We start from the raw sequence: 26,084 nt of genomic DNA on the forward strand, positions 1-26,084 counted from the left end.
GATTCGGCTGAAGATGCGATATCCGCGCCAATCCCCTGTCAGGCGGGCATGCGCGGAATGCTGGCAAGAAGACGCTGTGTGTATGGGTGCTTCGGGGCGGCCAAAATGTCGCGGGTCTTGCCGCTTTCGACCACCTTGCCGCGCTCCAGAATGACCATCTCCTCGCAGAGGGCCGCGACGACGCCGAGATCGTGCGAGACGAAAACCAGCGTCAGCTTCTCGGCGAGTGTCTTGAACAGCTCGACGATGCGGATGCGGGTGGAAAGGTCGAGCGCGCTGACCGCCTCGTCGGCGAGTACGATCTGCGGTCGCGCGACGATGGCGCGGGCAATGGCAATGCGCTGGCGCTGGCCGCCGGAAAACTCGTGCGGGTAGCGGTGGAGTGCATCGGCAGGAAGCCCGACCGCTTCGAGCGCCGCGGTGACCGCCTGCGTCCGGTCACCCGGGATCCGCAGCGACCGCAGCGGCTCGCCGATAATATCGATCACTCGCTGGCGCGGGTCGAGAGAGGAATAGGGGTCCTGGAAAACCGGCTGCACGGCACGACGATAGCGCCGCATGAAGGCGCTGCTGCCGGTGTCGAGGATCTCCTCGCCGAAGCGAATGCTACCGCTCGTCGGGCGAATGAGCCCGAGCATCAGTCGCAGCAGCGTCGTCTTGCCCGATCCGGATTCGCCGACGAGACCGACGCTCACTCCCGGTCGCACCGATATCGAGACGTTGTCGAGGGTGGTCTGCTGGCGGGAATAGCCGAAGCTGACGTTTTGAAGATCGAGCATCATGATCCGGTTGCTCCCAGCGCTTCGTCGAAGAGACGGGCGGCCTCGACCAGCGTCCTGGTATAGTCGTGCTGCGGCTTGCCGAAGACCGAGCCGACCAGTCCCTCCTCGACAGCGATACCGTTCTTCAGCACGAGGACGCGCTCCACCACCTGGGCAACCACGGGCAGGTCGTGGCTGATGAACAGAAGCGCCATGCCGGTCTCGCGCACCAGCTGGTCCAGCAGCTTCAGGATCTCCGCCTGCGTCGTGACGTCGAGCGCGGTCGTCGGCTCGTCGGCAATCAGGAGCTTCGGGCGGCAGGCGAGCGCCATGGCGATGGCGACGCGCTGGCGCTGGCCGCCGGACACTTCGTGCGGGTAGGAATTGATGATGCGGTCGGGTTGCGGCAACGCCACCTTGTCGATGAGGTCGCGGACTTCGCGTTGGACCGCCTCCTTCGTTGCCTTGCCGCCGTCCCGTTCCAGACGCCGGCGAACGGGCTCGGCGATCTGTCGGCCAATCTTCATCAGCGGATCGAGCGCGGTCAGTGGCTCCTGGAAGACGACCGCTGCGGCCACGCCGCGCAGCCGGTTCATCACCCGATCTGTGGCGCCGACCACCTGTTGCCCGTCGAGCGTGATCGAGCCGGCGACAGTGATCGACGGCGGCAGCAGGCCGGTCGCTGCCATTGCCGTCATCGATTTGCCGGAACCGGACTCACCGATCAGGCCGATGCGTTCGCCGGGCCGGATTGAGAGGGAAAGGTCAGAGACCAGCGGCTTGTCGCCGGCGCGGATGTCGAGACCCTTGATGTCGAGAAGCGGCGTCATCGCGATCTCCCCCGTGTCGGATCGGCGATATCGCGCAGGCCGTCGGCTAGGAGGTTCATGCCGATGACGAGTGCAACGAGGGCGATGCCCGGCGCGATCGCGCCGATCGGCGCCGTATAGACGGTCCCTTGCGCTTCCTGCAGCAGCCGTCCCCAGGAGGCGTTCGGCGGCGGCGCACCGAGCCCGAGATAGGAGAGCGACGCCTCGGCGATAACGGCCAGGCCGAACTGCAGGGCGAAGTTGACCGAGAGCGTCGGCCAGATGTTGGGAAGCACATGGCGGAAGACGACTCCGGCCCAGGAGGTTCCCGATGTGCGCGAGGCGACGATGTAATCCTGCCGCAGCACCCGCTTGGCAAGGATGCGGGTCAGCCGCGCGACGATCGCCGAGATGGCAAGCCCGAGCGCCAGGATCGCCGACCAGAGACTGGCGCTGTCGCTTGCCGCCACCACCAGCATGGCAAGCAGCAGGGTCGGAAAGGCGATCAGGATATCGAGCGTCGCGGCCATCACGTCGTCGGCAAGGCGCGTGGCGAAGGCTGCGAGAACGCCGAGGCTGACGCCGATCGCAGCCCCGATCACAACCGCACCCGTGCCGACCAGCAGCGCTGTGCGGGCGCCGATCATCAACTGGGTAAGCAGGTCGCGGCCCAAGCGGTCAGTGCCGAGCCAGTGCAAAAGCGACGGCGCTTCCAGCCGTCCGCCCGAGGCGTTCAATGGATCATAGGGCGTCCAGAAGAGCGTCAGTACCGCAACGGCGACGTTGAGGCCGACGAGCGCAAGGCCGACGGTAAGCGCCAGCGAGCGCCGGCGCTTCGGCGCAGAAACGGATGTACCGATCGAGGTCATGCGTTGCCTCCGACGGCCCGTTCGCGCAGGCGTGGATCGATCAGCCGTTGGGTGAGGTCGGCGGCAAAGCCGATCAGCAGCACCAGCAGGGTGGAGATGAACAGCACGCCCTGAACGTTCGGATAGTCGCGCTGCTCGATAGCAAGCAGCAGCATCGAGCCAAGGCCCGGCAGCGCGAAGACGCGCTCGACGACGACCGCGCCGAGCAAGGTCGTCGCAAGCTCGATGCCGAGGATGGAAACGATCGGCACGGCGCCATTGCGGATGCCGTGGCGAATGAGCGCTTCGGGGAAGCTGGCGCCGAGGGCGCGCGCCGTTCGCAAGTAATCGCTACCGAGAACGTCCTGCGTCGCCGCGCGCACATAGCGCAGCAGTGACGCGCCCATGACGAGGCCGATCGTCATGACGGGCAGGGCGAGCGCATAGAGCACCTGCCCCTCATTCTGCCAGCCGCGGCGGGGAAAGCCGCCCGAAGGGAACAGCCGGAAGGTGACGGCGAACAGCGTGACCAGCAGAATGCCGACCCAGAAGACGGGGATGGCGATGCCGAGCTGCGAAACTGTCGAGATCAGTCCGCCATACCAGCGATCGGCCTTGACGGCTGAGAGGATGCCGAGCGGAACGGCGATCAGGATAGCGAGCACAAAACCCATCAGCGCCAACGGCACGGTGACCGTCAACCGCGCGGCGATCTCCTCGATCACCGGCTTGCCGCTGACGAAGGACGTGCCGAGATCGAAGCGGGCGAGGCTGCCGGCAAAGCGCAGAAACTGCTGCCAAAGCGGCAGGTTCGAGCCGACCTGTTCGCGCGCCTTCTCGATCTGCACGGCATCGGCGCCGACGGAGAGAAGCGCATTGGCGGGGTCGCCCGGCAAAAGGCGCAACAGCACGAACAGCACCACCGCTGCGATCAGCAGCGACAGAAGCAGAATGGCAAAGCGGCGGACGAGATAGGTGAGAATGGCTGCATTCCTTTCTTCTCACGGGATCCGTGATCAGAGAGCTGGCTTTTGCACCAAAAAGAAGAGGGAGGCTAGAGCGTCTCTCGTCTTTGGGAGTGCCTGTGGAAGGCCTGAGAGGCGCTCGGACGAATTGGCGCGAAACGCAATCAGCCCCCGGAACGGATCCAGGGGCTGTCGTTTACGCATCCGGCGCGGATGCGCGCCGGATGGCGATGCCGCTTACTGCTCGCTCTTCTTGATGCCGAAGGCGAAGAACTGCGAGTTCAGGCCGTTCACGGGATAACCGGTGACGGCCGAGCTCGAGACGACGATCTGCGGGTAGAGGTAGAGCCAGTTGCTGGCGGCATCCTCGGCGATGATCGTGTTGGCTTCCTTGAGCTTGGCGGTCTGCTCGTCGGTGTTGGCCGCTGCCTCCGACGCTTTGATCAGGTCGACGACTTTGGGATTGTTGTAGCCCCAGTAGAAGTCCGGATTGCCGTAGAAGACGATGTCGCGGTGATTGACGTGCTCCTGCAAAGTCGCCTGGAAGTCATGCGCTTTGTAGACCTTCGTGTACCACTCGTTGGCGGTGATCACGTTGATCTCGACCTTGATGTTGACCTTGGCGAGTTCGCTCTGGATGAACTGGGCGACGATCGGATGAGGGTCGTAGTTCGGCGTGTCGAGCTTGAAGGTGAAGCCGTCAGCAAAGCCCGCTTCCTTCAGCAGCGCCTTGGCGCTCTCGACGTCATAGGCATCGACGGCGGTGAGGTCCACGTACCAGGGGTCCGTCGGCGGAACGAAGGAGCCGATCAGCGTGCCGTATTCGCCCCAGATCGACGTCAGCAGCTTCTTGTCGTCGATGGCGCGGGCGACCGCCTTGCGGACCTTGACGTTGTCGAAGGGGGCGACGCGGTCGTTGAAGGCGAGCAGTTCCTTGGTCGTCGACTGGCCGGCGGTGACGGTGAAGTCAGGATTGTCCTTGAACTGGGCGATCGAGTCCGGGCTCTGGACGCTGGTGATGATGTCGACGGCGCCGGTCAGGAGCGCATTGTTGAGCGCGGTCGCGTCGGTGAAGTACTGGAAGACGACTTCGCCATTGGTCGGCGCGGTGCCCCAGTATTTGTCGTTGCGGATCAGGGCCAGCGACGAGCCGCGGCGCCATTCGTCGAGGCGGTAGGGGCCGGTGCCATCTTCGCTGGCGTTCAGGTCCTTGGCCGCATCGTTGACGATCCAGACATAGCTCAGATTGTAGGGCAGCGAGATCGAGCGGGCAGACAGCTTGACGACCACCGTCTGGTCATCGGGCGCCTCGATGGCGCTGATGGTTGCAAGGCTTTTCTTGCGCGAGCTCTTGGATTGCTCTGCCGTCACGCGTTCGATGCTGTACTTGACGTCTGTCGCTGTCAGCGGATCGCCGGAGTGGAAGGTGACGCCGGGGCGAAGCTTGAAAGTGTAGGTGAGGCCATCGTCGCTGACGCTCTGCTCGGCCACGAGACCCGGCTGAACGTCGCCGGCATCGGTCAGCGTGAACAGCGCTTCATAGACATTGCCGTTGAAGGCTTCGTTGATGCCCTGGCCGGCGCCGGCGGTGTTGTCGAGGTTCTGCGGCTCATAGAGCGAGCCGATGGTGATCGAGGCGTTGGGATCGAACTTCGCGTCCTCGGCAAAAACGGCCGTGCTCGACGAAAGAGCCAGCGCCAGCGTGGTGGCTGCCAAGGTTGCACCGCGCGCCCGGCGGGTTTGTCCCGCGGTCTTGCCAAAGCCGATGATAGTGCCAGTCATGTCCCAAACTCCTGCTTATGCCTGTTGTGCGGATCGCACCGCCGCCCGAATTCTAGCCATCGGACGATTGCCGTGCATCATACTTATTCCCTAGTAATTTAGTGGAAAAATTGATTTCTTTTGTCTGGCGAAGTTGAAATTTGTACCCGCGATTGCGGCGGTTGGGCAGATGCGTGTTTCGCTTTTCATCGCTCGGTGTCGGCGGAGATATATCAGGCAGACTTTGGACGGCCCGTTGGCGCTTGAGGAATTGACGTGAACTCCTTCCGCTGATTGTGAACGCCAGGCGCCAAGCGGAAATCGATTGTCGTTCGCAAATCTTTTCCCTCGAAAATTGCAAAATGCAACGAGTCGACAAAAGGATTCGACAGTCGGGAGATTCTGATATATCGGCTGATTAATCGTTTAATCACGCGATGGCGGAAACCACTGATTTGGCGCGTTCCGGACCAAAACTGACGAGGATTGCCAGAACGCTGGGCGTCTCCGCGGCGACGGTTTCAAACGCGCTCTCGGGCAAGGGGCGCGTCTCCGCCGAGATGGTGGAAAAGATCCGCGCGACCGCTGCCGAGCTCGGCTATGTGCCGAGCCAGGCGGGTAGGGCGCTGCGCACCGGCCGCACCGGTGTTCTCGGCCTCGTGCTTCCCGATATCGCCAATCCGCTCTTCCCACAGATCGCCCAGGCAATCGAGCTTGCGGCTTCGTCCTCGGGCTATGGCGTGCTGATCGCCGACTCGCGCGGCGACGTCTCGACCCAGACCAAGGCGATCGAGCGCCTGATCGATCGCGACGTTGATGGCCTCGTGATCGTGCCGCGGCGCGGCACGCGCATTGCCGATGTCGGCTGTCCGGTCGCTGTCATCGATACGCCCTCGACGCCGGGCAACACGGTCGCCGCCGACCATTGGGGTGGCGGCCGGCAGATTGGCGAACACCTTAAGGCTCTCGGCCACCGCCGCGTGATGATCATCGGCAACAATCCCGCCTCGAACGTGCAGAACGACCGCGCCGGCGGTATTCGCTCGGTCTTCGGCGAGGGCACCCATACCGATACGCTCTGGATCGAGCCGTTGGAAAAGGCGGCCGGCAAGGGCTGTCCGCTCGGCCTCGCCGACAAGGTGGCGGAAGGCTACACGGCCTTTGCTTGCATCTCCGATCTCCATGCGCTGCGCGCGCTCACCGAGCTGCAGCGCGCCGGCATCAACGTGCCGGAAAAGGCGAGTGTCACCGGGTTCGACGACCTGATCTGGTCGCCGGTCATCACGCCGGCGCTGACGACCGCGCGCATGGACATGACCAAGATCGCGGCGATCGCCGTCGCAGCCCTGGTCAAGGCGATCAGCGAGCGCGACCCGTCCGATCCCGCGATCGGCGCACCGGTTACGGCGGCGACCTGCAAGGTGCCGATGCATCTGGTCGTCCGGCAATCGGCCGCGGCACCGCCCGCGTCTCAACCCATTCTTACCACTGCCACCGCAGCTACATCCGTCACCGAAGGAGGACACCAGCCATGAAGAAGTTCTTGCTTGCCTCGAGCGCGCTCTTGCTCGTTACCGCCCCTGCCGCATCCGCTCAGGAAAAGACGCTCACCATTTCCGTCTACGGCTTTGCCCAGGACGCATTCAAGGAACTGGTCTACACCCCGTTCGAACAGAAGTGCGGCTGCAAGCTCGTCGTCGAAACCGGCAACAGCGTCGAGCGCCTCGCCAAGATGGAAGCCAACAAGGCGAGCCCGGTCGTCGACATGGCCGTCGTCTCGATGGCCGACGCGCTTTCGGCCACCCGCGCCGATCTCATCGAAAAGATCGACACCTCGAAGCTCCAGAACTTCAACAAGCTCTACGACCTTGCCAAGGATCCGAACGGCGACGGCATGAGCGTCGGCTACACCTTCTATGCCACCTCGATCGTCTATCGCTCGGACAAGATGGAAGTGAACTCCTGGGCCGATCTCCTGAGCGACAAGAACGCCAGCCACGTCGCCTTCCCGAACGTCACCACCAACCAAGGCCCGCCGGCGCTCTACATGGTCGGCGAAGCCATCGGCAAGAACACGCCTGACCTCAAGGAAGCGATCGCCGCCGTCGGCGCCAAGAAGGACGATATCGTCACCTTCTACGTCAAGTCCTCCCAGCTCGTTCAGCTGATGCAGCAGGAAGAAATCTGGGCCGCTCCGATCGGTCGCTTCTCCTGGGAAGGTTTCACCAAGCTCGGCCTGCCGATCAAGTGGGCAACGCCCAAGGAAGGCCAGACCGGCGGCATGAACGTCATGGTGCTGACCAAGGGCAGCAAGAACCAGGATCTGGCGCTTGAGTTCATGGACTTCTGGCTCTCGACCGAAATCCAGACCGCACTTGCCGAAAAGCTGGTCGACAGCCCGGCCAACAAGGACGTGAAGGTTTCGCCCGAGATCGCCGAAAACCTCACCTACGGCGAAGAGACCGTGAAGAACCTGAAGCTGATCCCGTCGGCCGTTGCCCTCGACAACCGCGAAGCGTGGCTGTCGGAGTGGAACGCCCAGGTCGGCCAGTAAGACCAAGCCATTGCGACCTCCACCGGCGGATCGTGATCGCCGGTGGAGACCTGATGCGACGGGCGCGATGAGACGCGCCCAGGAATGCCTTGAAAGGAAGAAGGATGTTCCAGAACCGCGCCGAAGCCCTGGCGCTCGCTCTGCCCGCAGCGGTCTTTGCGGCGATCGTCTTTCTGGCGCCAGTGGTGATCCTGCTGGCGGAAGGCTTTCGCAGCGCCGACAGCTGGTCGCTGTCGGCCTATACGACCTTCTTTTCCGATCCGCTGAACCGCACCGTCTTCCTACGCACCTTCCGGCTCGGCCTGATGGTTACCGTCGTTTCGGCGGTCATCGGCTATGCCGCCGCCTTTGCGATCGTCAATCTGACGCCGCGCAGCAAGGGACAGATGATCGGCCTTGTCGTGCTGCCGCTGATGATCTCGTCGGTTGCCCGCACCTATGCCTGGATCGTCATTCTCGGCCGCACCGGCATCGTCAACCAGGCGCTCCAGTTTGTCGGCCTCTCGGATGAGCCGATCCGCTTCCTGTTTACCGAGACCGCCGTGTTCATCGGTCTCTTGCAGCTTTTCCTGCCGCTGATGATCCTGTCCTTGATCAGCGCGCTCGAAAACATGCCGAAGGATGCGATCCCGGCTGCCCGCGTACTCGGCGCCAACTGGTTCCAGGTGTTTTTCAAGGTGATCCTGCCGCTCACCAAGGAGGGCCTTGTTATTGGTGGTACCCTGGTCTTCACCGGCTCGCTGACGGCTTACATCACACCGGCGATCCTCGGCGGCTCCAAGGTGCTGATGCTCGAAACGCTGCTCTATCAGCGCGTCACCGTCGCCAACGATTTCGTCGCGGCCAGCGTCATCGCCTTCATCCTGATCGTCATGAGCTTTGCCGCCAATCTTCTTTTGAAACGGCTTGCCACCGCGAGGAACAAGCGATGACACCCCGCGTCTTTTCACCCCTCGTCCTCTTCCTGGTGATCGGCTTCCTGATCGGGCCGTTCTTCATCATCGTCGCCGCGTCGCTCTCCGGCGGCGAGACGCTGGCCTTCCCGCCGCAGGGCTTCTCGCTCAAGTGGGTCGCCAAGGTGTTCACGGTCGAGAGCTTCCAGGAAAGTTTCGCGATCTCGATGCTGCTGGCGATCGGCGGAACGGCGGCCGCTCTCGTGCTCGGCGTTCCCGCCTCCTACGCCCTGTCGCGCTACAAGCTGCCGTTTGGCGAAACCATCCGCACGATCGTGTCACTGCCAATCATCGTGCCCGGTATCATCGTCGGCCTGGCGCTCTTGCGTTACATCGTTGTGCCCTTTGGCCTCAACATCACGCTGACGCTGTTTCTCGCCCACACCGCGCTGGTTCTGCCCTATGCGGTACGGGTCGTCTCGGCGAGCCTCAACAACCTGCGCTCCGATATCGAGGAGGCGGCTGTGCTGCTCGGCTCCTCGCGCGCCGGCGCCTTCTTCCGCGTGGTGATGCCGAACATCCGCAGCGGCATCCTCGCCGCCTTCATCCTCGGCTTCGTCACGAGCTTCAACCAGGTGCCGGTATCGCTCTTCCTCTCCGGCCCGGGCGTGCGCACGCTGCCGATCGACATGCTCTCCTACATGGAGATCACTTACGATCCGTCGGTCGCCGCCCTCTCCGCGCTGCTCGCCTTCATGTCCATCGGCATCGTCTTTCTTGCCGAACGCTTCCTGGGATTCTCTCGCTATGTCTGACGCCCCCTTCCTCAGCCTTGAAAAACTGACGCTCGCCTATGGCGATACCGTTGCGGTGAAGGACCTCGACCTTTCGATCCGCAAGGGCGAACTGGTGGCCTTCCTTGGGCCCTCCGGTTGCGGCAAGACGACGACGATGCGCTCGATCGCCGGCCTGCTGTCGCCCGCGTCCGGCGCGATCAAGCTCGATGGTGCCGACATCACCCGCGTGTCCGCCAACAAGCGCTCGGTCGGCCTGGTCTTCCAGTCCTATGCGCTGTTTCCGCACCTGACCGTGTTCGAAAACGTCGCCTTCGGCCTGCGGCTGAAGAAGCTGCCGGCCAACGAGATCGAGAGCAAGGTGACCGCCGGTCTCAAGTCGGTCGGGCTTTCGAAGTTTTCCGCCCGCAAGCCGGGCGAACTCTCCGGTGGCCAGCAGCAGCGTGTCGCGCTGGCGCGTTCCATGGTCATGGAGCCGAAGGTGCTGCTGCTCGACGAGCCGCTGTCGAACCTCGACGCTCGTCTGCGCCTCGAAATGCGCACGGAACTGCAGCGGGTGCAGAAGGAAACCGGCGTCACGATGATCTTCGTCACCCACGACCAGGGCGAGGCCCTGTCGCTGGCGGACCGCATCGTCGTCATGCTGAACGGCGCGATCGAGCAGATCGGCACGCCCGAGGATATCTACAACCGCCCGATCTCGCGCTTCGTCGCCGACTTCGTCGGTTTCGAAAACATCTTTGCCGTCGAGGGCGGCAAGCTGAAGGCCGAGAACGGCCCGATCGATCTTTCCGGATCCCTGCCGCCTGACACGGCAGGGCTTGCGTGGCGTCCGCGCATGGTGACCCTTGGTTCAGGTCCTTTCCAAGGCACCGTGCGCGGAGCCTCTTTCTCCGGCAGCACGCGCGAGTACCTGCTCGATACGCCGCTCGGCGCCATCAAGGCGGAAGAGGATGCAGCACTTGCAGCCCGTGAAACCGGTACTGCCATTGCCTTCGACCTGCCGGTCGAGAAGGCCGCACGCCTCAAGAAGTTCGGGTAAGGTCCGATGGGTGTCTGGATCGATACGGACATGGGGTTCGACGACATTGCCGCAGTGCTTGTCGTCCTTCATGCCGGTGAAGAGATCGACGGCGTTTCGCTGGTTTTCGGTAACACGCCGCTTGACCAGGTGAAGCGCAACGCTGCCGGCGCCGCGCGCGCTTTCGGCTGGGCTTTCCCCATCCATGAGGGGCGCGCCCTGCCGGTGCTCGGCAAGCTCGAAACTGCCGAACGCATCCTTGGCGAAGCCGGCATGCCGACAGCGGGATTGACGCTGCCGGAGGCCGACGCCTTGCCGGTAAGCGACGCCTTTGCGGCACTTTGCGCCTGGCTGGAGCAGGAGGGGCCGAAGCGGATTCTGGCGCTCGGGCCGCTCACCAATCTCGCTGCCCTTTGCCTTGCCCGTCCGGACTTGGCGAGCCGGATCACCGACCTCACCTGGATGGGGGGCGGCGTCACCAGCGGCAACCATACGGCATCTGCCGAATTCAACGCCTTCGCCGATCCGGAAGCGCTGGCGATCGTGATCGCTCATGGCCTGCCGCTGCGCATGGTCGATCTCGATCTCTGCCGCAAGGTCTTTGCCTACCCCGATGACGTCGCGCCGATCCGCTCGGCGGGTGGCGTCCATGCCGCCCTCATCGCCGATCTGCTTGCCGGCTTCATTTCGATCGGCACCAGTCGCGGCCGGCCGGGCATGGCGATCTACGACCCTTGCGCTGCCGTTGCCTTCGTCAATCCGGGCGCAATCTCGTTTCGCAAGGCGCGCATTGATGTCGAACTCGGAGGGACGCTGGCCCGCGGGCGCACCGTCGTCGAAACGCGCGAAAGCCACGCGATCTTCAATGCCGAATATGCCGTCGATGCCCATGTCGAGACGACCAGGGCTCAGATCCTGGGCGCTTTGATGAAGGAAGCGCAGAAGTGAGTTCCATAGAGCAGCCTCAGGACTTGATGGATGCGGCGCTCCGCAGCCGGGCAGTGGCGGCAGCGCGTGGTGCTGAACCGTTCGACGTTCTGATTTCGGGCGGTACGCTCGTCGACGTGGTGACGGGCGAGTTTCGCCCGGCCGATATCGGCCTTGTTGGATCGTTGATCGCAAGTGTCCACGAACCGGGCACGCGCTCCGATGCGGCAACCATGATCGATGCGACGGGCGCTTACGTTTCGCCCGGTCTGATCGACACCCATATGCACGTCGAAAGCTCGATGGTGACGCCGGCGACCTATGCCAATGCGGTGCTGCCGCGTGGCGTGACGACCGTCGTCTGGGATCCGCATGAGTTTGGTAATGTCAACGGTGTGGCCGGCGTGCGCTGGGCCGCAAACGCCAGTCGCGATCTGCCGCTGCGCACGGTGCTGCTGGCACCGTCGAGCGTGCCGTCAGCACCCGGCCTGGAGCTGGCCGGTGCCGATTTCGACGCTGATGTGATCGCCGACATTTTGAGCTGGCCGGAAATCGGCGGCATCGCCGAAATGATGAACATGCGCGGCGTCATCGACGGTGAGGCACGGATCACCGGGATCGTTCAGGCGGGGCTTGCCGCCGGCAAGCCGGTCAATGGCCATGCGCGCAGCCTTGCGGGCTCTGATCTGCAGGCCTTCGTGACCGCCGGCGTCAGCTCCGACCATGAGCTTGTTTCCGGCGACGATCTGCTGGCAAAACTCAGGGCAGGGCTTTCGATCGAACTGCGCGGCTCGCACGATCACCTGCTGCCGGAATTCGTCAAAACGATCAAGGCTCTGGGCCATCTTCCTCAGACGGTAACGCTCTGCACCGACGACGTTTTCCCGGACGATCTTGCCCATGCCGGCGGCCTCGACGACGTCGTTCGCCGGCTGGTGCGCTATGGCCTGCCCGCCGAATGGGCGCTTCGGGCAGCCACGCTGAACGGCGCGGTCCGCCAGGGCCGGCATGATCTTGGACTTGTGGCGCCAGGGCGTCGGGCGGACATCGTGATCTTCGAAGATCTCGCTGATTTCCGTGCGCGCACGGTCATCGTCGACGGCAAGTCGATTGCAGACGCCGGACGGATGATCGAGCCGCTCTGCGGCATCGCCGCCGAGACCCTGCACGGCACGATGAAGATCGCGCCGCTGTCGGAGAACGATTTCCGCATTCCAGCAGATGGCACGAAGGTCCGCGTCGCGACCATCGACCGGCCGCGTTTTACCCAATGGGGCGATGCCGTTGCCGCGGTCGAGGGCGGCTTCGTCGTTCCGCCCGAGGGGACGACTCTGATCGCCGTGGCGCATCGTCACGGGCGCGCCGACAGCCGACCGGCTGTGGGTCTGCTGTCGAGTTGGGGCGCCTGGCGCGGCGCCTTTGCAACCACGGTATCGCATGACAGCCACAACCTCACGGTTTTCGGCGGCAATGCGCAGGATATGGCGGTCGCCGCCAACGCGGTGATTGCTGCCGGTGGCGGCATGGCCGCTGTGTCCGGCGGCAAGGTCGATGCACTCCTGCCTCTGCCGCTCGCGGGGCTGGTCTCCGAGGAGCCGCTGGAAGAGGTGGCGGATAGCTTTGCCGCACTCCGCGAAGCAGTCGGCCGCATCGTCGATTGGCAGCCGCCTTACCTGGTCTTCAAGGCCTGCTTCGGCGCGACGCTCGCCTGCAATGCCGGACCGCACCAGACCGATCGCGGCATCGCCGACGTGGCGACGGGCAAGGTCATGGAAAGCCCGATCCTGGAGATCCTTGAAGCCTGACATTCAACGGCCGCCCAGGCAGGGCGGCCGTTGAAGTCCGACGTCATTTCCGTATGACAGCTTGCCTCGCCCTTCAAGCGCAGGTTCTAAATCCTTGAGATCGCACGCTCCCGCCTGCTTCTTCGCGATGCAAGCGTTACTCGGCGCGTGCCAGTTCCTGCTCCACGAGGGTCGACCAGAAGGTGGCGCCCGGACCGATCGCGTCGTCGTTGAAATCATAGGCAGTGTTGTGGTGCAGCGCGCCGTCGACGGCGGGGCCGTTGCCGAGCCAGACGTAACAGCCGGGCGCTTCCAGCCCGAAGAAGGCGAAATCGTCGCCGGCGGTCGACGGTGGAAATGACGTCCGGGTCTTCTTGCCGAACACCGCCTGAGCGGCGCTCAACGCCCGAGCAGTGGCATCGGCGTCGTTGACGACGGGCGGAATGCGGCGTTCGAATTCGTAGTCAACGGAAATCCCATACATCTCGGCGGTACCACGCGCGAGCCGGCCGATCTCCGTTTCGAGCTGATCGCGCACTTCAGGCGTATAGGCGCGGGCCGTGCCGCCGATTTCCACCGTATCGGGGATGACGTTGAGCGCCTTCGGGTCGCCGGCGCGCACGGAGCAGGCGCTGACGACGGCTGGCTGTAAGGGATCGACGACGCGGCCGACGATCGACTGCAGCGAGGCAAGGAAGGTGCCGGCGGCCGTCACCGGATCGCGGCCAAGATGCGGCTTGGCGCCATGGGTGCCGACGCCGCGAAAGGTGAGCCGCCAGCTATCCGAAGAGGCAAGCTGCGGACCCGTGACGACGGCTATCTCGTTCGGGTCAAGGCCCGGCATGTTGTGCAGGCCGTAAACCGCGTCGCAGGGGAAAAGTTCAAAGAGGCCGTCTTCGACCATGCGTTTCGCACCGCCACGCCCTTCCTCGGCAGGCTGGAAGATGAAGTGCACGGTGCCGGAGAAATTGCGGGTCTTAGCCAGATGGCGGGCAGCGCCGAGCAGCATTGTCGTGTGGCCGTCATGACCGCAGGCATGCATCTTTCCGGCCTCGCGGGATTTGTAGGGACGGTCGGCGATCTCCGGCATGGCGAGCGCGTCCATATCGGCGCGAAGGCCGATCGAGCGTGTGCCGTTGCCGACCTGCAGCGTGCCGACGACGCCGGTTTTTCCCAAGCCGCGGTGGACCTTTAGACCCGCTTCCTCAAGCCACTTGGCAACGAGATCGCTGGTGCGTACCTCCTCGAAGCCGAGTTCCGGATGGGCATGCAGGTCGCGACGGAAGTCGGTGAGGAAGGTGAGGTCGTCGGCTATTCCGTCTGGCAGGCGCATCGTCAGGCATTCCCATGTTTCATTGCGCGAAGGGCTTGTGAATTCCGCGTGCTTTGCTTGAGCCGCAGCGCCCTTTCGGTTTGATCGAAGTCGCAAACGGTATAGACGAAAACGGCCGGAACCAGAACAGCAAGCCGGCCTTTTTGATCGCCTTTCATTTCGGGCGAAAGCGCGCAGACGAGGACCGGACCGATGCAGCCCCACGACTTCTGGCAGGAAATCTACCCGCCGAAAAGTTTCGATATTCAGGCGGGTTATCGCGATTTCTTCCCGGCGTCCCTCGGTGATGGCAGGCAGATTCTCCTGCCGATCCGTCAACTCGCCGACGGCAAACATGCGCTGGCCTCGCTGATCGTCAATCAGGCGAGCTTTGCTGTTGAGGACGCACTGGCAACGGAACTTGCGGCGAAGCTCGCCCCCTATGAGCCCGAAGTCGTCGCCGGTCTGCCGACGCTCGGCCTCACGCTCGCTTCGGCCGTTGCCCGCAAGCTCGGCCACAGCCGCTACGTGCCACTCGGGACGTCCAAGAAGTTCTGGTATGTCGACGATCTCTCCGTGCCGCTCTCCTCGATCACCACGCCCGACCAGAAGAAGCGTCTCTACGTCGATCCGCGAATGTTGCCCTTGCTTGAGGGTAAGCGCGTGGCTCTGATCGATGACGTCATTTCCAGCGGCACGTCGATCCTTGCCGGGCTGACGCTGATGGAAGCCTGCGGCATCGAGCCGGTCGCGATCGGTGCGGCTATGCTGCAGACCGAGCGCTGGCGCCAGCCGCTTGCGGACCTCGCGCCCCACTGGCCCGAGCGCGTGGTCGGCGTTTTCCAGACACCGATGCTTACCCGCAACGGGGACGGCAGCTGGCGAAGGGCGTGATCTCGCGCCGGCTGTAAGCCTGTGGCCGGCGCGGATTTGTACCCTTCCGCGAATGAACTCCTTTGCCTCTTGAGACATGCGCGTTAGCCTCGTCTCGTCGTATCGGCCGCGTCTGCGAGGAATTCATGCGCTTCATCAATCCGATCCCTTTTGTCAGCGACATCGAGCGATCGCGAACCTTCTACGAGACGACACTCGGTCTGACGATCCGCGAGGACTTCGGCAATTTCGTGCTTTTCGTGGGCGGCTTTGCCATCCATGAAGGACGCTCGCTCGAACGGACCATCTGGCGGCAGGAGCTGTCTTCCGCCGAAGCCTATGGCCGACGAAACGTGCTTCTCTACTTTGAAGATGACGATGTCGACGCGGCCTTCGCGCGCATTGCACCGCATGTGGACCTGATCCATCCGGTCGAGCGCCAGGAATGGGGCCAGCGCGTCTTTCGCTTTCATGATCCGGACGGACATGCCGTCGAGATCGGAGAACCGCAGGATCTGGGAGCCGCGAGCACGACAGTCTAGCGTCCATCCAACGGCCAGGCTTCATCGGCGTTCGGGCACCGCCGCGATCGCAGAGATGCCCGAACTGTTCATGGAAGGCAGCCTCGGAGACTGCCGATCGGTGGGGAACTGCTTAGTTCGCCGGCCGGACCTGATAATAAACCGTCGACTTCGCGCCGCCCGCCTTGGCGATCGTGTAGACATCGTACGAGGCCTGCGGATCGTTGCCCATGCCGAGCGAGCCTGAAGGCATGCCGGGAACCGCGATGCCGGCGACATCCGGCTTTTCGGCCAGCAGCTTCTTGACCGCTTCGAGCGGTACATGGCCCTCGATGACATAGCCGTCGATGACGGCGGTATGGCAGCCTTCCATGTCGGCAGGAACCGCAAAGCGCGTCTTGATCACCGACATGTCGGCTTCATCGCGCACCTCGACCTTGTAGCCGGCCGCTTCCATTGCGTCGGCCCATTGTTCGCAGCAGCCGCATTGCGGATCCTTGTAGACGGCCATGGTGCCGGTTGCCGCGACGGCGCCCGTCGCAAAGAGGGTGATGCCCGCGATCGTGCCCGCCACGAAATGCCTGCGTAATACGTTCATCGAACATTCCTTTCCATTCTTGCCTGATCTCAGGATTGTGGCGCCCGGGCCGCGCAAAGTCGACCCGGGCAGTTTGTCGCTGCTACTTGATCTCGGTCACGGTCAGCTTGCCGTTGACACGGTCGGCGACGAATTCGATCGACGCGCCTTCCTTGAGCTTGGCAAGCACCGCGTCATCGGCGCGGAACACCATGGTCATGGCCGGCATGTCGAGGTTCTTCAGATCCTCATGGTCGATCGTCACCTTCTTGGCCTTGGTGTCGATCTTCTTGACCACGCCCTTGGTGAACTCCGCGGCCTGGGCGGGTAGGGAGAAGGTGGCGGTGGAAACAGCCAATGCGAGCGCTGCGAGGAGTTTGCCTACGGTTTTCATGGTTTCATCCTTTCCTGTTTTCTCGGGCTACTTCTTCACGACGTCGAGCGGGCCATGCATGCCGGCGTCGTAATGGCCCGGCACCAGGCAGGCGAATTCGAAGGTGCCGTCGTTGGTGAAGGTCCAGTAGATGTCGCCGGACTTGCCCGGCTCGAGCCGGATGGCGTTCGGGTCGTCGTGCTCCATGTCGGGGAATTTCTCCATGGTGATCTTGTGTTCCTGGATCGTCGCCTTGTCGTCGAGCACGAATTCGTGGGCGAGTTCGCCGGCGTTCTTGATGGCGAAATGGACCGTCTGGCCCTGGCGAACCTTGATGGTTGCCGGGGTAAAGATCATCTTGCCGTCGTCGGTTTCCTTCATGGTGACGCGGATCGTCTGCGTCGACTTCTTGCTGTCGCCGGGCTCGCCGATCGACACCTTGTCGTGGCCGCCGGCGTGGCTGCCGCTGGCGAGCGCCTGGGAGGAAAGGGCGGAGGCGATAACGAGCGCCAGAGCGAGTGCTGATTTCTTCATCGTAATGTTCCTGATGGATTTGAAAGAGGTCATTGCAGTCGGCCGCCCTCTCACGGTTTGGGCGTGAGCACGGTCTTGGCATCCTTGGCCCGCGTCGGTTCCGGCAATGCGCCGGTCCATTCCCAGGCCTGTGTTCCCGGCGGGTTTTCGTACCAACCGGGATCGCTGTAATCGCCGGCGGAGATACCTTCGCGCACCTTCACCACCGAGAACATGCCGCCCATCTCCAACGCGCCGTGCGGACCCCAGCCGGTCATCATCGGGATCGTGTTGTCGGGGAGCGGCATTTCCATTTCGCCCATGTCGGCCATACCGGCCGTACCCATGGGCATGTAGTCGGGCTTCACCTTGCGGATCTTTTCCGCGACCGATTTCTTGTCGGCGCCGATGAAGGTCGGGATATCGTGGCCCATCGCGTTCATCGTGTGGTGCGACTTGTGGCAATGGATCGCCCAGTCGCCCTCGTACTTGGCGTCGAATTCGTAGGCGCGCATGGCGCCGACGGGAATGTCGATCGACACTTCCGGCCAGCGTGCCTCCGGCCGCACCCAGCCGCCATCGGTGCAGGTCACCTCGAAGTCGTAGCCGTGCATGTGGATCGGATGGTTGGTCATGGTGAGGTTGCCGACCCTGACCCGCACGCGGTCGTTCTTGGACACGACCAGCGGGTCGATGTCCGGGAAGATCCGGCTGTTCCAGCACCACATGTTGAAGTCGGTCATTTCCATGATGCGCGGCACATAGGTGCCGGGATCGATGTCATAGGCATTGAGCAGGAACACGAAATCCCGATCGACACGCATGAAGTTTGGATCCTTCGGGTGCACCACGAAGAAGCCCATCATGCCCATGGCCATCTGTACCATTTCGTCGGCATGGGGGTGGTACATGAAGGTGCCGGATTTCACGAGGTCGAACTCGTAGACGTAGGTCTTGCCGGCCGGAATATGCGGCTGCGACAGGCCGCCGACGCCATCCATGCCCGAAGGCAGGATCATGCCGTGCCAGTGAATGGTGGTGTGTTCCGGCAGCTTGTTGGTGACGAAGATCCGCACGCGGTCGCCTTCGACCGCCTCGATTGTCGGGCCTGGCGACTGGCCGTTATAGCCCCAGAGATAGGCGGTCATGCCGTCGGCCATCTCGCGTTCGACCGGCTCGGCGACAAGGTGGAATTCCTTGATGCCGTTGTTCACACGGTGCGGCAATGTCCAGCCGTTGAGGGTGACGACCGGGTTGTAGTCCGGTCCGCTCGTCGGCACGAGCGGCTTCTGGGTCGCGGCATTGTCCATGCTTGCCGCTTCGGGCAGGCCGGAGTTTGAGGTTTGGGCCCAGGCGGCGGTCGAAACGAGAGCAGCACCGGCGCCGAGGAAGTTTCTTCTGTTGAACATATCTGATCCTTTTTTGATTTAGGGCGGGATGCGTACGGAAAACCGCACACACTTTTCCTGCTCCCGCCCTAGTGTCCGGCGCCGGCTTCCGCTGCCGCGGGCGCTGCCGCGCCTCCAGCCGAGCCGCCCGATCCGCCGCCGTGGATTGCGGTCATCAGATCGGCATCGGCCAGCCAGAAATCGCGCTTCGCGTTGACGGAGAGCACGGTCGAATTGACCTTGGCCCTGACGTCGGCAAGCAGCTCGAAGGTGCTGGTGATCATGCCGTTGTAGCTGAGCGTCGCTTCTTCCTCGATCTTGGTGCGCAGCGGCACGACGTTGTTGCGGTAGTGCCGGGCGATGTCGTAGCGCGAGCGATAGGCCTCGTAGGCTGAGCGTGCTTCCGAGCGGATGTTGACCGCCTTTTCCGCCAGCAGGTTCGCCGAGCGCATATGGGCAAGCTCGGCCTTGCGCATGCGCGCATTGCCGCTGTCGAAGATCGGGATCACGAATTCGAGCTCGAACTGGCCGGTCGTCTCGACCTTGGTGCCATGATCCTCCTTCTCCCGTTCCGCCTCCGCACCGGCGACGAGTTCCAGGTCGGTCACGTAGCGGGTCGCCTCGGTGAGGCTGTAGGACTTGGCCACGGCTTCGAGATCGAGGCGGGCGATCTGCAGGTCGACGCGGCGCTTCAGCGCTTCGGCCTCGATGCTGTCCTTGCGGGCCAGGTTCTTCGGCAGGTTCGGCAGGCGGTTCGGCACCTGGTAGTCGACATCGCTACCCCAGAGACCCATCAGTCGCGTCAGATTTTCCTTGGCAAGACGGGCTGCAAGCCGGGCTTCGGCTGCCTGGCCGGCGAGTTCAGCGTTGAAGACGTGCTCTCGCGCCTGGTTGCCCTTGCCCATGGCGCCGGTCTCACCGAGTTTTGCGGCGAGTTCCGAGGAGGCGTCCGCAGCCGCCTGGGCCTGGTTCAGTTGTGCGACGGTTTCCCATGCGGCAACCGCTTCGATCCAGGCGCGGCGGGTTTCGGCGGCCAGCTGCAGCGTGCTGAGCGCGGCGTTGAGCTGCGCCTGGCGGAAACGCGCGTCGGCGACCGCGATGGTCTTGTCGCGGGTCAGGAGCGCCAGGATGTTGGTGGTGACCAGCCCCTCGATCGCCTTGTAGGCCTGCAGTTCCGGTGTGCCGATCCCGGTCGTGCCGATCGAGACAGTCGGGTTGAGGAACAACGTCGCCTGCCAGGCATCCGCCGACGCGTCGCCGAGATCGGCATAGGCGGCCTGCAGGCCCTTGTTGTTGAGGAGTGCGACCTGAACGGCGGTGTCGGCGTCGATTGTCTTTCGCTTCAGGAGCGCCTTGACCTCGGCATTGACCTTGTCTGCCTGTTCGCGGTTCTGGATCCAGACGCTTTTCTTGGTCGCGGCCGTCGAGACCTTGGCATCCACGGTGGTGAAGCCCGCGTCCTTGGCCGAGTATTCGGTCACGCAGCCGGCGAGCACGAGGGGCAGACCGATGGCGGCCGCGAGGTTGAGCTTGCGAAGCCTCATGACGCGTCTCCCTTGGCGGTCGACTGTGCGTCGTTGAGCGGTCCCCAGGCCTTGGGGCCGGTCGGTTCGCGGTGAGTGTAGCCCGAAATGGGGCTGCGATACTGCGTGCTTCGAATGCCGTTCGTGCTATTGGCGGGATCGCCAAGGCTCGAGACCTCGGCAGGCAATGTGGCAGCGCATCCGCCCAGGATCATGGGCAGGAGCGCCATGGAAAACAAACGTTTCATGGTCAAACCTGAAATGTGAATGGCAGAGGCCGGCGATCGACCGGACGAAACCGGGCGAGCCTTGTCGCGGACGGCGCTAGAGGTGGTCGAGCGTCACATCGGACACGCGGAAACCACGGCAACGCTTCGCACCACTGCAGATCCTTCCGTCGGCCAAGACCAACGGAGACCCGCAGCAGCGGTCACGGATTAACGAAATCAGGCTCTTGGGGGACGATGAAGGCCGTCGAGCTCACCGGGGGTGAGCTGCGGGTGCGGGCCGAAATTGCGGATGGAGCGCGGGAAAGCCGGATGGCTTCCGTCGACATCGCCGAGCACCGCCACGGCGGCGCAGAAGGTCTTGCAACAATCCTTCTTGTCCGACTTGCCGCTTTCTTTTGCCGGCTTCACCTTGCCCTTGTCGAGGCTCGGGCAATGCTCGGTCGCAGCTTGCATCGGATTGGCGGCTGCCTCGATCTGCATCGAGCCGTGCGCGGCCGCATGCATCATGCCGGAGGCGGTGGAAAAAGGCAGCACGGCCAGCGACAAAGCGATCGCCAGCTTCAGCACTATCAGCAAACGCAGATATGTGGTTCGCACGTTCTCCATGATCGATCCGTAGAAACGCCTTTGATTCCTGTCAATGATGCTTGCGCCTGGCGCCGTCACGAATGCGTGAGGCTCAAGGATGCGCACTCGTCGTCACCCGTGCCGCCGGTTGCGGACCGGATCGATGCCGGCCGTACCGAAGCGGGCGGGCTCGGTTGCCTTCGTCGGCGCGTTCGTGGCGTCGGCGAGATCCTCGAGAATGGGACAGTCCGGGCGGCCGTCGCCATGGCAATGGGCGGCGAGATGTTTCAGCGTCCGGCTCATCGCCTTCAGCTCCTCGGCCTTGCGCTCCAGGATCTCGACATGTTCGAGCGCGATCTTCTTGACCTCGCCGCTGGCGCGCTCGCGGTCGCGCCAGAGCGCCAAGAGGTCCGCCATCTGCTCGACAGTGAAACCGAGATCGCGCGAGCGGCGGATGAAGCGCAGCGTATGGACGTCGTTGTCGCCATAGTTGCGATAGCCGGCTTCGCTGCGGTCGGCCTGCGGGATGAGGCCGATCGTCTCGTAATAGCGGATCATTTTCGTCGAGACGCCGGAGGCGCGGGAAGCTTCGCCGATATTCATGATGTCATCCTTTTTACCGCCGTGCGGCCATTCCCTTGAGAATATAAGGGCTCTCCCCGGCTTCCGCCATGCTGGCAATAGCCGGGGAGACGATCGAACCTAGGCCGCCTGTGCTGCGGCAACCGGGCGAAAGGCCCGAAGCCGCAGGGCGTTGCCCAGCACGAAGACGCTCGACAGCGCCATGGCACCGGCCGCAAAGATCGGCGACAGCAAGAGGCCGTAGACCGGGTAGAGCGCGCCGGCGGCAACCGGGATCAGTACCGCGTTATAGGCAAAGGCCCAGAACAGGTTCTCCTTGATGTTGCGGATCGTCGCCTTGGACAGCGCGATCGCATTCGGCACACCCAGGAGATCGCCGGACATCAGCACCACGTCGGCGCTCTCGATGGCGACGTCCGTACCGGTGCCGATCGCCAGGCCGACATCGGCTTCGGCGAGCGCCGGCGCATCGTTGATCCCGTCGCCGACGAAGGCGACCGCGCGTCCGCCTTGCTTCAGCTTCTTCAGAGCCGCGACCTTGCCATCTGGAAGCACTTCGGCGATCACCTCGTCGATGCCGAGCTTGGCCGCGATCGCCTCTGCGGTGCGACGGTTGTCGCCGGTGATCATCGCAACCTTCAGGCCGAGATCGTGCAGCATGCGGATCGCCTGCGGCGTCGTTTCCTTGATCGGGTCGGCAACGGCGATGATCGCCGCCAACTTGCCGTCGATCGCGGCATAGAGCGGGCTCTTGCCTTCCGAGCCAAGGCGGGCCGCCTGGTCGGCGAAGGCCGACACGTCGAGCTTCAGTTGCGTCATCAGGCGGTCGGCACCGACATGGACGGTCCGGCCCGAGACCTCGGCGCTGGCGCCGAAACCGGGGATTGCCTCGAACCTGGCCGGTTCGGCGATCGCCAGTCCCTTTGCTTTGGCTGCGTCGACGATTGCTTCGGCGATCGGGTGTTCGGAGCGGGTTTCCACGGCGGCGACCAGCGTCAGCACGGTATCACGATCGAAGCCTTCGGCGGTTTCGAGGTCGGTCAGCTCCGGGCGGCCCTTGGTCAGCGTACCGGTCTTGTCAACGGCGATGACGGCGGCGTTCCGCAGCGTCTGCAGCGCCTCGCCCTTGCGGAAGAGCACACCCATTTCGGCGGCGCGGCCGGTGCCGACCATGATCGAGGTCGGGGTGGCAAGGCCCATGGCGCAAGGGCAGGCGATGATCAGCACGGCGACGCCGTTGACGAGCGCGAAGGTGAGCGCCGGATCCGGACCGAAGACCAGCCAGACGCCGAAGGTCAAAAGCGCAATCGCGATGACGGCTGGCACGAACCAGGCGGTGACGCGGTCGACCAGCGACTGGATCGGCAGCTTGGCGCCCTGGGCCTGCTCGACCATCTTGATGATCTGCGCCAGCACCGTATCGGCGCCGACCTTGGTGGCCCGGAAGGTGAAGGAGCCGGTTTTGTTCATCGTGCCGCCGACGACTTCGCTGCCGGCCACCTTTTCGACCGGAACCGGCTCGCCGGTGATCATCGATTCGTCGACATAGGAGTTTCCGTCGAGGACGCTGCCGTCGACCGGAACCCGGTCGCCCGGGCGCACGACGACGGTGTCGCCAGTCTGCACGTCGGACAGCGGCACCTCGACCGTCTCGCCGTTGCGGATGACGCGGGCGGTCTTTGCCTGCAGACCCATCAGATGCTTGATCGCCTCGGAGGTCCGGCCCTTGGCGCGCGCCTCGAGGAACCGGCCGAGCAGGATCAAGGTGACGATGACGGCTGCAGCTTCATAGTAGACGTTGGCGGTACCGTCGGGCAGAAGGTCCGGCGCGAATGTGGCAACGACCGAGTAGATCCAGGCGGCGGAGGTGCCGATCGCGACCAGCGAGTTCATGTCGGGCGCCAGACGGAAGAGGGCGGGGACACCCTTCTGGTAGAAACGCAGGCCCGGGCCGAAGAGCACCAGCGTCGTCAGCGCGAACTGCAGATACCAGCTTTCCTGCATGCCGATATTGTTCATGACGAATTCGTGCACGCCCGGGATGAAGTGCGAGCCCATTTCGAGCACGAAGATCGGCAGCGTCAAGACAGCGGCAATCAGCAGCGCGCGCGCAAGCTTTCGCGTCTCCTGTTCGCGCTTCTCGCCTTCGCGGTCGACGCTTTCGTCGCCGGTCATGCGCTTGGCGGCATAACCGGCAACGCGAACCGCCTCTTCGAGTGCGGCGGCGGTGGCGATGCCCCTGGTTATGCGCACCGAAGCGCGCTCGGTCGCCAGATTGACGTTGGCTTCGGTGACGCCCGGAACGGTCTTCAGCGCCTTTTCGATGCGCGCGACACAGGACGCGCAGGTCATGCCTTCGATGGTGAGCTCGATCGTGTCTTCGGCCGCACCATATCCGGCATTCTCGATCGCCTTGACGATATCGGCCGACTTGGTGCTGGCATCGAAGCGGACGTCGGCGCGTTCCGTTGCGAGGTTGACCGAGGCCTCGGTCACACCAGGCACGGCGCGAATAGCTTTTTCGACGCGCGCCACGCAGGATGCGCAGGTCATGCCCTCGACGGGAATGCTGGCGCTCACTGCGGCGGCGGACATCGCTTCGAGGTCGTTTGTTCTAATGGGGGTCACAGATCCCATGATCGTGCTCCTTTCTCTGTCTTTTGTCACAACATGGGGCTTCCAACGATGGGAAGGTCAAGGGCACAAAAGAGATTTCTGCACGCCATCTTCAGAGCGGCTGGGAGAGGTCTGCCACCGCAGCGATAATTGCCCGCGATGCACGATGGACGCCGCCTTGACGCAAGCTTGGCCGCGAAGCTCGGCAGGTTTGTCAAAGCGCAGTTCGAATTGCTCCCGGTTTGCCGGCGATCGCAAGGCTGCGACCGTGCTTCGCGTGCCTCTTGCGAGTGAACTGCATCGGATCCATCCTGTAGAAGTTGCGTCCCATAGGGAGGTTAGGATGACGGCTTATAATTGTGTCCGTTTCCGCGTGAGACCCGGTCAAGAGGAACGGTTTGAGCAGCTTTTTCGCAGCGCTGGTCGCGACTTTGAAGGCTTGAGAAAGATGGCGCTCAGCAAGTCAGCGGATGGATCGTATTTCTCAATTGCCGAATGGGAAAGCCTTGAAGCGATCGCTGCGGCACGGCCCATGATGAAGGCGAACCTCGACACGTTCCGCGATACGCTCCTGGAACTCAGCCAGGATCTCGGGGTCACGGACCCGATTTCCGGCGAGGCGATCTTCGAAATGGCGCGTTAGGGCAATGTTGCTGCGCAAGGTGTGACGGCAACAGCTCCGTCGGTTGGTTGACAGGGAGGTCGGCCTTGGCTGCTAAGGTCGCGGACCCGATGACAGTGATGTCGTCGGCTTGCGAACGCGTGGGGCAGCAGCAGGACGGGCACGACATCTAGCGCCGGATTTTGGATGGCTTGAGAGCAGAACACTGCGACGAAGGCGCGATGACGGGTTGAGGTCACCGCGGGCAATGGCTATGTCGTGCCGCACACACGCGTCACGAACCATAAGGCCATTCGGAATGATCCCAGACTTTCTCGTTACACATTCCGGTGGTTTCCACGCCGACGAGCTGCTTTCCAGCGTCATCCTTACGCGGCTTTTCCCTGAGGCTCGCATCGTTCGCAGCCGGGCGCCGGAATGGCTGAAGCCGGGGGCGGACCGCATCATTTATGATGTTGGCGGGCAGTATGATGCCGCAGCCGGACTGTTCGATCATCATCAGCGCGGGGCGCCGGTTAGAGAGGATGGCCAGCCCTACAGTTCGTTCGGCTTGATCTGGAAGCATTACGGTCGCGCCTACCTGGCAGCGTTCGGCGTTCCCGAGGCCCATGCGGAGGCGGTCCATGCGGCCTTCGATGCGCGCTTCGTGCTGCCGGTGGATCTGGTCGATAACGGCGCGCTCGACCCCTCCGTGGCCGGCCCATTGGCGGGGCTCACGCTGTCGGCGCTGCTGGAAACCTTGAAGCCTGTCTTCGACGAATCCGGCCAGGAGGCCGAGGACCGCAGCTTCCATCAGGCGCTTTCGATCGCGCGCGCGTTCGTCGAGGCTGGCGTGTCGCAACGCGCCGCCAAGCTGCGGGCCGAGGCGCTCGTGCTGCAGCAGATCGCCCTTGCCGGTGAGAGCCGAGTGCTCGAACTGCCGCGGGGCATGCCGTTCCGCCCGGCGATCGTGAAAGCTGGCGCCGACCACCTGTTGTTCGTCGTTCATCCGCGCGAGAATGACTGGTGCTTGACGGGCATTCGCAAGGCCGATGAAGGGTTTGAGCTGCGCGCCGATCTGCCGGCTGCCTGGGCCGGCCTGACGAACGGCGACCTGGAGGCGGCTTGCGGCGTGGCTGGCGCGCGGTTCTGCCACAACGGCCGCTTCATCGCGGCGGCAGCGACGCGGGAGGCAGCACTGGCCATGGCCGAGCTCGCCGTCAAGGAAGCAGTATCGGCGGGCAGCGGTCAGGCTTGAGGAAACTGATGAGCCGACGGCGGCGGCTATGGC

26 protein-coding genes are annotated in these 26,084 nt (G+C 63.6%); 11 read left to right on the top strand and 15 right to left on the bottom strand.

The annotated features are described in order from the left end of the window. Nucleotides 1-38: 38 nt before the first annotated feature. From ASD63_RS29960 to ASD63_RS29980, 5 genes are all read right to left on the bottom strand, one after another. Nucleotides 39-785: an ABC transporter ATP-binding protein gene (locus tag ASD63_RS29960; RefSeq protein ID WP_060530261.1), complete on the bottom strand. Its 747-nt coding sequence runs from the start codon at nucleotides 783-785 to the stop codon at nucleotides 39-41. Beyond that, on the bottom strand, nucleotides 779-1,591 hold the full coding sequence (locus tag ASD63_RS29965; RefSeq protein ID WP_060530262.1) for an ABC transporter ATP-binding protein: 813 nt from the start codon (nucleotides 1,589-1,591) through the stop codon (nucleotides 779-781). Before ASD63_RS29965 ends, ASD63_RS29960 begins: the two co-directional genes overlap by 7 nt. After that, nucleotides 1,588-2,439: an ABC transporter permease gene (locus ASD63_RS29970; protein ID WP_060521747.1), complete on the bottom strand. Its 852-nt coding sequence runs from the start codon at nucleotides 2,437-2,439 to the stop codon at nucleotides 1,588-1,590. The genes ASD63_RS29965 and ASD63_RS29970 overlap by 4 nt, the downstream gene beginning before the upstream one ends. After that, the gene (locus tag ASD63_RS29975; protein WP_112772094.1) at nucleotides 2,436-3,401 is read right to left on the bottom strand and encodes an ABC transporter permease; all 966 of its coding nucleotides are present in this window, start codon (nucleotides 3,399-3,401) and stop codon (nucleotides 2,436-2,438) included. Before ASD63_RS29975 ends, ASD63_RS29970 begins: the two co-directional genes overlap by 4 nt. 219 nt (nucleotides 3,402-3,620) lie before the next feature. After that, nucleotides 3,621-5,165, bottom strand: coding sequence for an ABC transporter substrate-binding protein (locus ASD63_RS29980; protein WP_060530264.1), 1,545 nt, complete (start codon nucleotides 5,163-5,165; stop codon nucleotides 3,621-3,623). A gap of 434 nt (nucleotides 5,166-5,599) precedes the next feature. Between ASD63_RS29980 and ASD63_RS29985 the strand changes: the two genes are divergently transcribed. The 7 genes from ASD63_RS29985 to ASD63_RS30015 all read left to right on the top strand — a co-directional run bounded on the left by ASD63_RS29985 (nucleotide 5,600) and on the right by ASD63_RS30015 (nucleotide 13,138). Next, nucleotides 5,600-6,679 (top strand): LacI family DNA-binding transcriptional regulator, encoded by a 1,080-nt coding sequence (locus tag ASD63_RS29985; protein WP_034799249.1) that lies wholly within the window; start codon nucleotides 5,600-5,602, stop codon nucleotides 6,677-6,679. Continuing rightward, nucleotides 6,676-7,698 carry an ABC transporter substrate-binding protein gene (locus ASD63_RS29990; RefSeq protein WP_034799250.1) on the top strand — a complete coding sequence of 341 codons (1,023 nt, stop codon included), beginning with the start codon at nucleotides 6,676-6,678 and terminating at the stop codon, nucleotides 7,696-7,698. Before ASD63_RS29985 ends, ASD63_RS29990 begins: the two co-directional genes overlap by 4 nt. A 104-nt stretch (nucleotides 7,699-7,802) precedes the next feature. Continuing rightward, nucleotides 7,803-8,630 (top strand): ABC transporter permease, encoded by an 828-nt coding sequence (locus ASD63_RS29995; RefSeq protein WP_034799251.1) that lies wholly within the window; start codon nucleotides 7,803-7,805, stop codon nucleotides 8,628-8,630. Beyond that, nucleotides 8,627-9,406: an ABC transporter permease gene (locus ASD63_RS30000; protein ID WP_058323510.1), complete on the top strand. Its 780-nt coding sequence runs from the start codon at nucleotides 8,627-8,629 to the stop codon at nucleotides 9,404-9,406. Before ASD63_RS29995 ends, ASD63_RS30000 begins: the two co-directional genes overlap by 4 nt. Beyond that, nucleotides 9,399-10,427 carry an ABC transporter ATP-binding protein gene (locus ASD63_RS30005; protein WP_060530266.1) on the top strand — a complete coding sequence of 343 codons (1,029 nt, stop codon included), beginning with the start codon at nucleotides 9,399-9,401 and terminating at the stop codon, nucleotides 10,425-10,427. The genes ASD63_RS30000 and ASD63_RS30005 overlap by 8 nt, the downstream gene beginning before the upstream one ends. Nucleotides 10,428-10,433: 6 nt before the next feature. Beyond that, entirely contained in the window at nucleotides 10,434-11,354 is a 921-nt protein-coding gene (locus tag ASD63_RS30010; RefSeq protein ID WP_034799255.1) for a nucleoside hydrolase, read from the top strand. Beyond that, entirely contained in the window at nucleotides 11,351-13,138 is a 1,788-nt protein-coding gene (locus ASD63_RS30015) for an adenine deaminase C-terminal domain-containing protein (RefSeq protein WP_034799256.1), read from the top strand. Before ASD63_RS30010 ends, ASD63_RS30015 begins: the two co-directional genes overlap by 4 nt. A 136-nt stretch (nucleotides 13,139-13,274) precedes the next feature. Here the strand turns inward: ASD63_RS30015 and ASD63_RS30020 are convergent, their stop codons facing one another. Then, nucleotides 13,275-14,450, bottom strand: coding sequence for a M20 aminoacylase family protein (locus tag ASD63_RS30020; protein WP_034799257.1), 1,176 nt, complete (start codon nucleotides 14,448-14,450; stop codon nucleotides 13,275-13,277). Nucleotides 14,451-14,606: 156 nt separating this feature from the next. Between ASD63_RS30020 and ASD63_RS30025 the strand changes: the two genes are divergently transcribed. Both ASD63_RS30025 and ASD63_RS30030 read left to right on the top strand, forming a co-directional pair. Continuing rightward, nucleotides 14,607-15,323: a phosphoribosyltransferase gene (locus tag ASD63_RS30025; protein ID WP_256385293.1), complete on the top strand. Its 717-nt coding sequence runs from the start codon at nucleotides 14,607-14,609 to the stop codon at nucleotides 15,321-15,323. Between the two features lie 125 nt (nucleotides 15,324-15,448). Continuing rightward, nucleotides 15,449-15,844 carry a VOC family protein gene (locus ASD63_RS30030; protein WP_060530268.1) on the top strand — a complete coding sequence of 132 codons (396 nt, stop codon included), beginning with the start codon at nucleotides 15,449-15,451 and terminating at the stop codon, nucleotides 15,842-15,844. Between the two features lie 112 nt (nucleotides 15,845-15,956). On the opposite strand, the gene ASD63_RS30035 is transcribed toward ASD63_RS30030, so the two are convergent. The 9 genes from ASD63_RS30035 to ASD63_RS30075 form a co-directional block, all read right to left on the bottom strand. Next, entirely contained in the window at nucleotides 15,957-16,421 is a 465-nt protein-coding gene (locus ASD63_RS30035; protein WP_034799270.1) for a DUF411 domain-containing protein, read from the bottom strand. Between the two features lie 82 nt (nucleotides 16,422-16,503). Then, entirely contained in the window at nucleotides 16,504-16,794 is a 291-nt protein-coding gene (locus tag ASD63_RS30040) for a copper-binding protein (RefSeq protein WP_060521726.1), read from the bottom strand. A 27-nt stretch (nucleotides 16,795-16,821) separates the two neighbouring features. Beyond that, nucleotides 16,822-17,307, bottom strand: coding sequence for a plastocyanin/azurin family copper-binding protein (locus tag ASD63_RS30045; protein WP_060530269.1), 486 nt, complete (start codon nucleotides 17,305-17,307; stop codon nucleotides 16,822-16,824). Nucleotides 17,308-17,357: 50 nt separating this feature from the next. Continuing rightward, a complete protein-coding gene (locus ASD63_RS30050; RefSeq protein WP_060530270.1) occupies nucleotides 17,358-18,695 on the bottom strand; it encodes a copper oxidase in 1,338 nt (445 codons plus the stop codon). Between the two features lie 68 nt (nucleotides 18,696-18,763). Then, nucleotides 18,764-20,218, bottom strand: coding sequence for a TolC family protein (locus ASD63_RS30055; protein WP_060530271.1), 1,455 nt, complete (start codon nucleotides 20,216-20,218; stop codon nucleotides 18,764-18,766). Then, nucleotides 20,215-20,445 (bottom strand): hypothetical protein, encoded by a 231-nt coding sequence (locus ASD63_RS30060; protein ID WP_060530272.1) that lies wholly within the window; start codon nucleotides 20,443-20,445, stop codon nucleotides 20,215-20,217. The genes ASD63_RS30055 and ASD63_RS30060 overlap by 4 nt, the downstream gene beginning before the upstream one ends. 198 nt (nucleotides 20,446-20,643) lie before the next feature. Then, complete coding sequence (locus ASD63_RS30065) at nucleotides 20,644-21,033, bottom strand: hypothetical protein (RefSeq protein WP_112974736.1); 390 nt, start codon at nucleotides 21,031-21,033, stop codon at nucleotides 20,644-20,646. A gap of 93 nt (nucleotides 21,034-21,126) precedes the next feature. Continuing rightward, nucleotides 21,127-21,597 carry a Cu(I)-responsive transcriptional regulator gene (cueR, locus tag ASD63_RS30070; RefSeq protein ID WP_034799282.1) on the bottom strand — a complete coding sequence of 157 codons (471 nt, stop codon included), beginning with the start codon at nucleotides 21,595-21,597 and terminating at the stop codon, nucleotides 21,127-21,129. A 99-nt stretch (nucleotides 21,598-21,696) separates the two neighbouring features. After that, nucleotides 21,697-24,171 (bottom strand): heavy metal translocating P-type ATPase, encoded by a 2,475-nt coding sequence (locus ASD63_RS30075; protein ID WP_060530370.1) that lies wholly within the window; start codon nucleotides 24,169-24,171, stop codon nucleotides 21,697-21,699. A 40-nt stretch (nucleotides 24,172-24,211) separates the two neighbouring features. Between ASD63_RS30075 and ASD63_RS35810 the strand changes: the two genes are divergently transcribed. Further along, on the top strand, nucleotides 24,212-24,835 hold the full coding sequence (locus ASD63_RS35810; RefSeq protein ID WP_200953556.1) for an antibiotic biosynthesis monooxygenase family protein: 624 nt from the start codon (nucleotides 24,212-24,214) through the stop codon (nucleotides 24,833-24,835). Between the two features lie 277 nt (nucleotides 24,836-25,112). After that, nucleotides 25,113-26,051, top strand: a complete 939-nt coding sequence (locus ASD63_RS30085) for an MYG1 family protein (protein ID WP_034799292.1) — start codon at nucleotides 25,113-25,115, stop codon at nucleotides 26,049-26,051. Nucleotides 26,052-26,084 lie beyond the last annotated feature (33 nt).

Origin of the sequence: Ensifer sp. Root558 (genome assembly GCF_001427045.1) — a bacterium.
GTDB classification, from domain to species: domain Bacteria; phylum Pseudomonadota; class Alphaproteobacteria; order Rhizobiales; family Rhizobiaceae; genus Ensifer; species Ensifer adhaerens.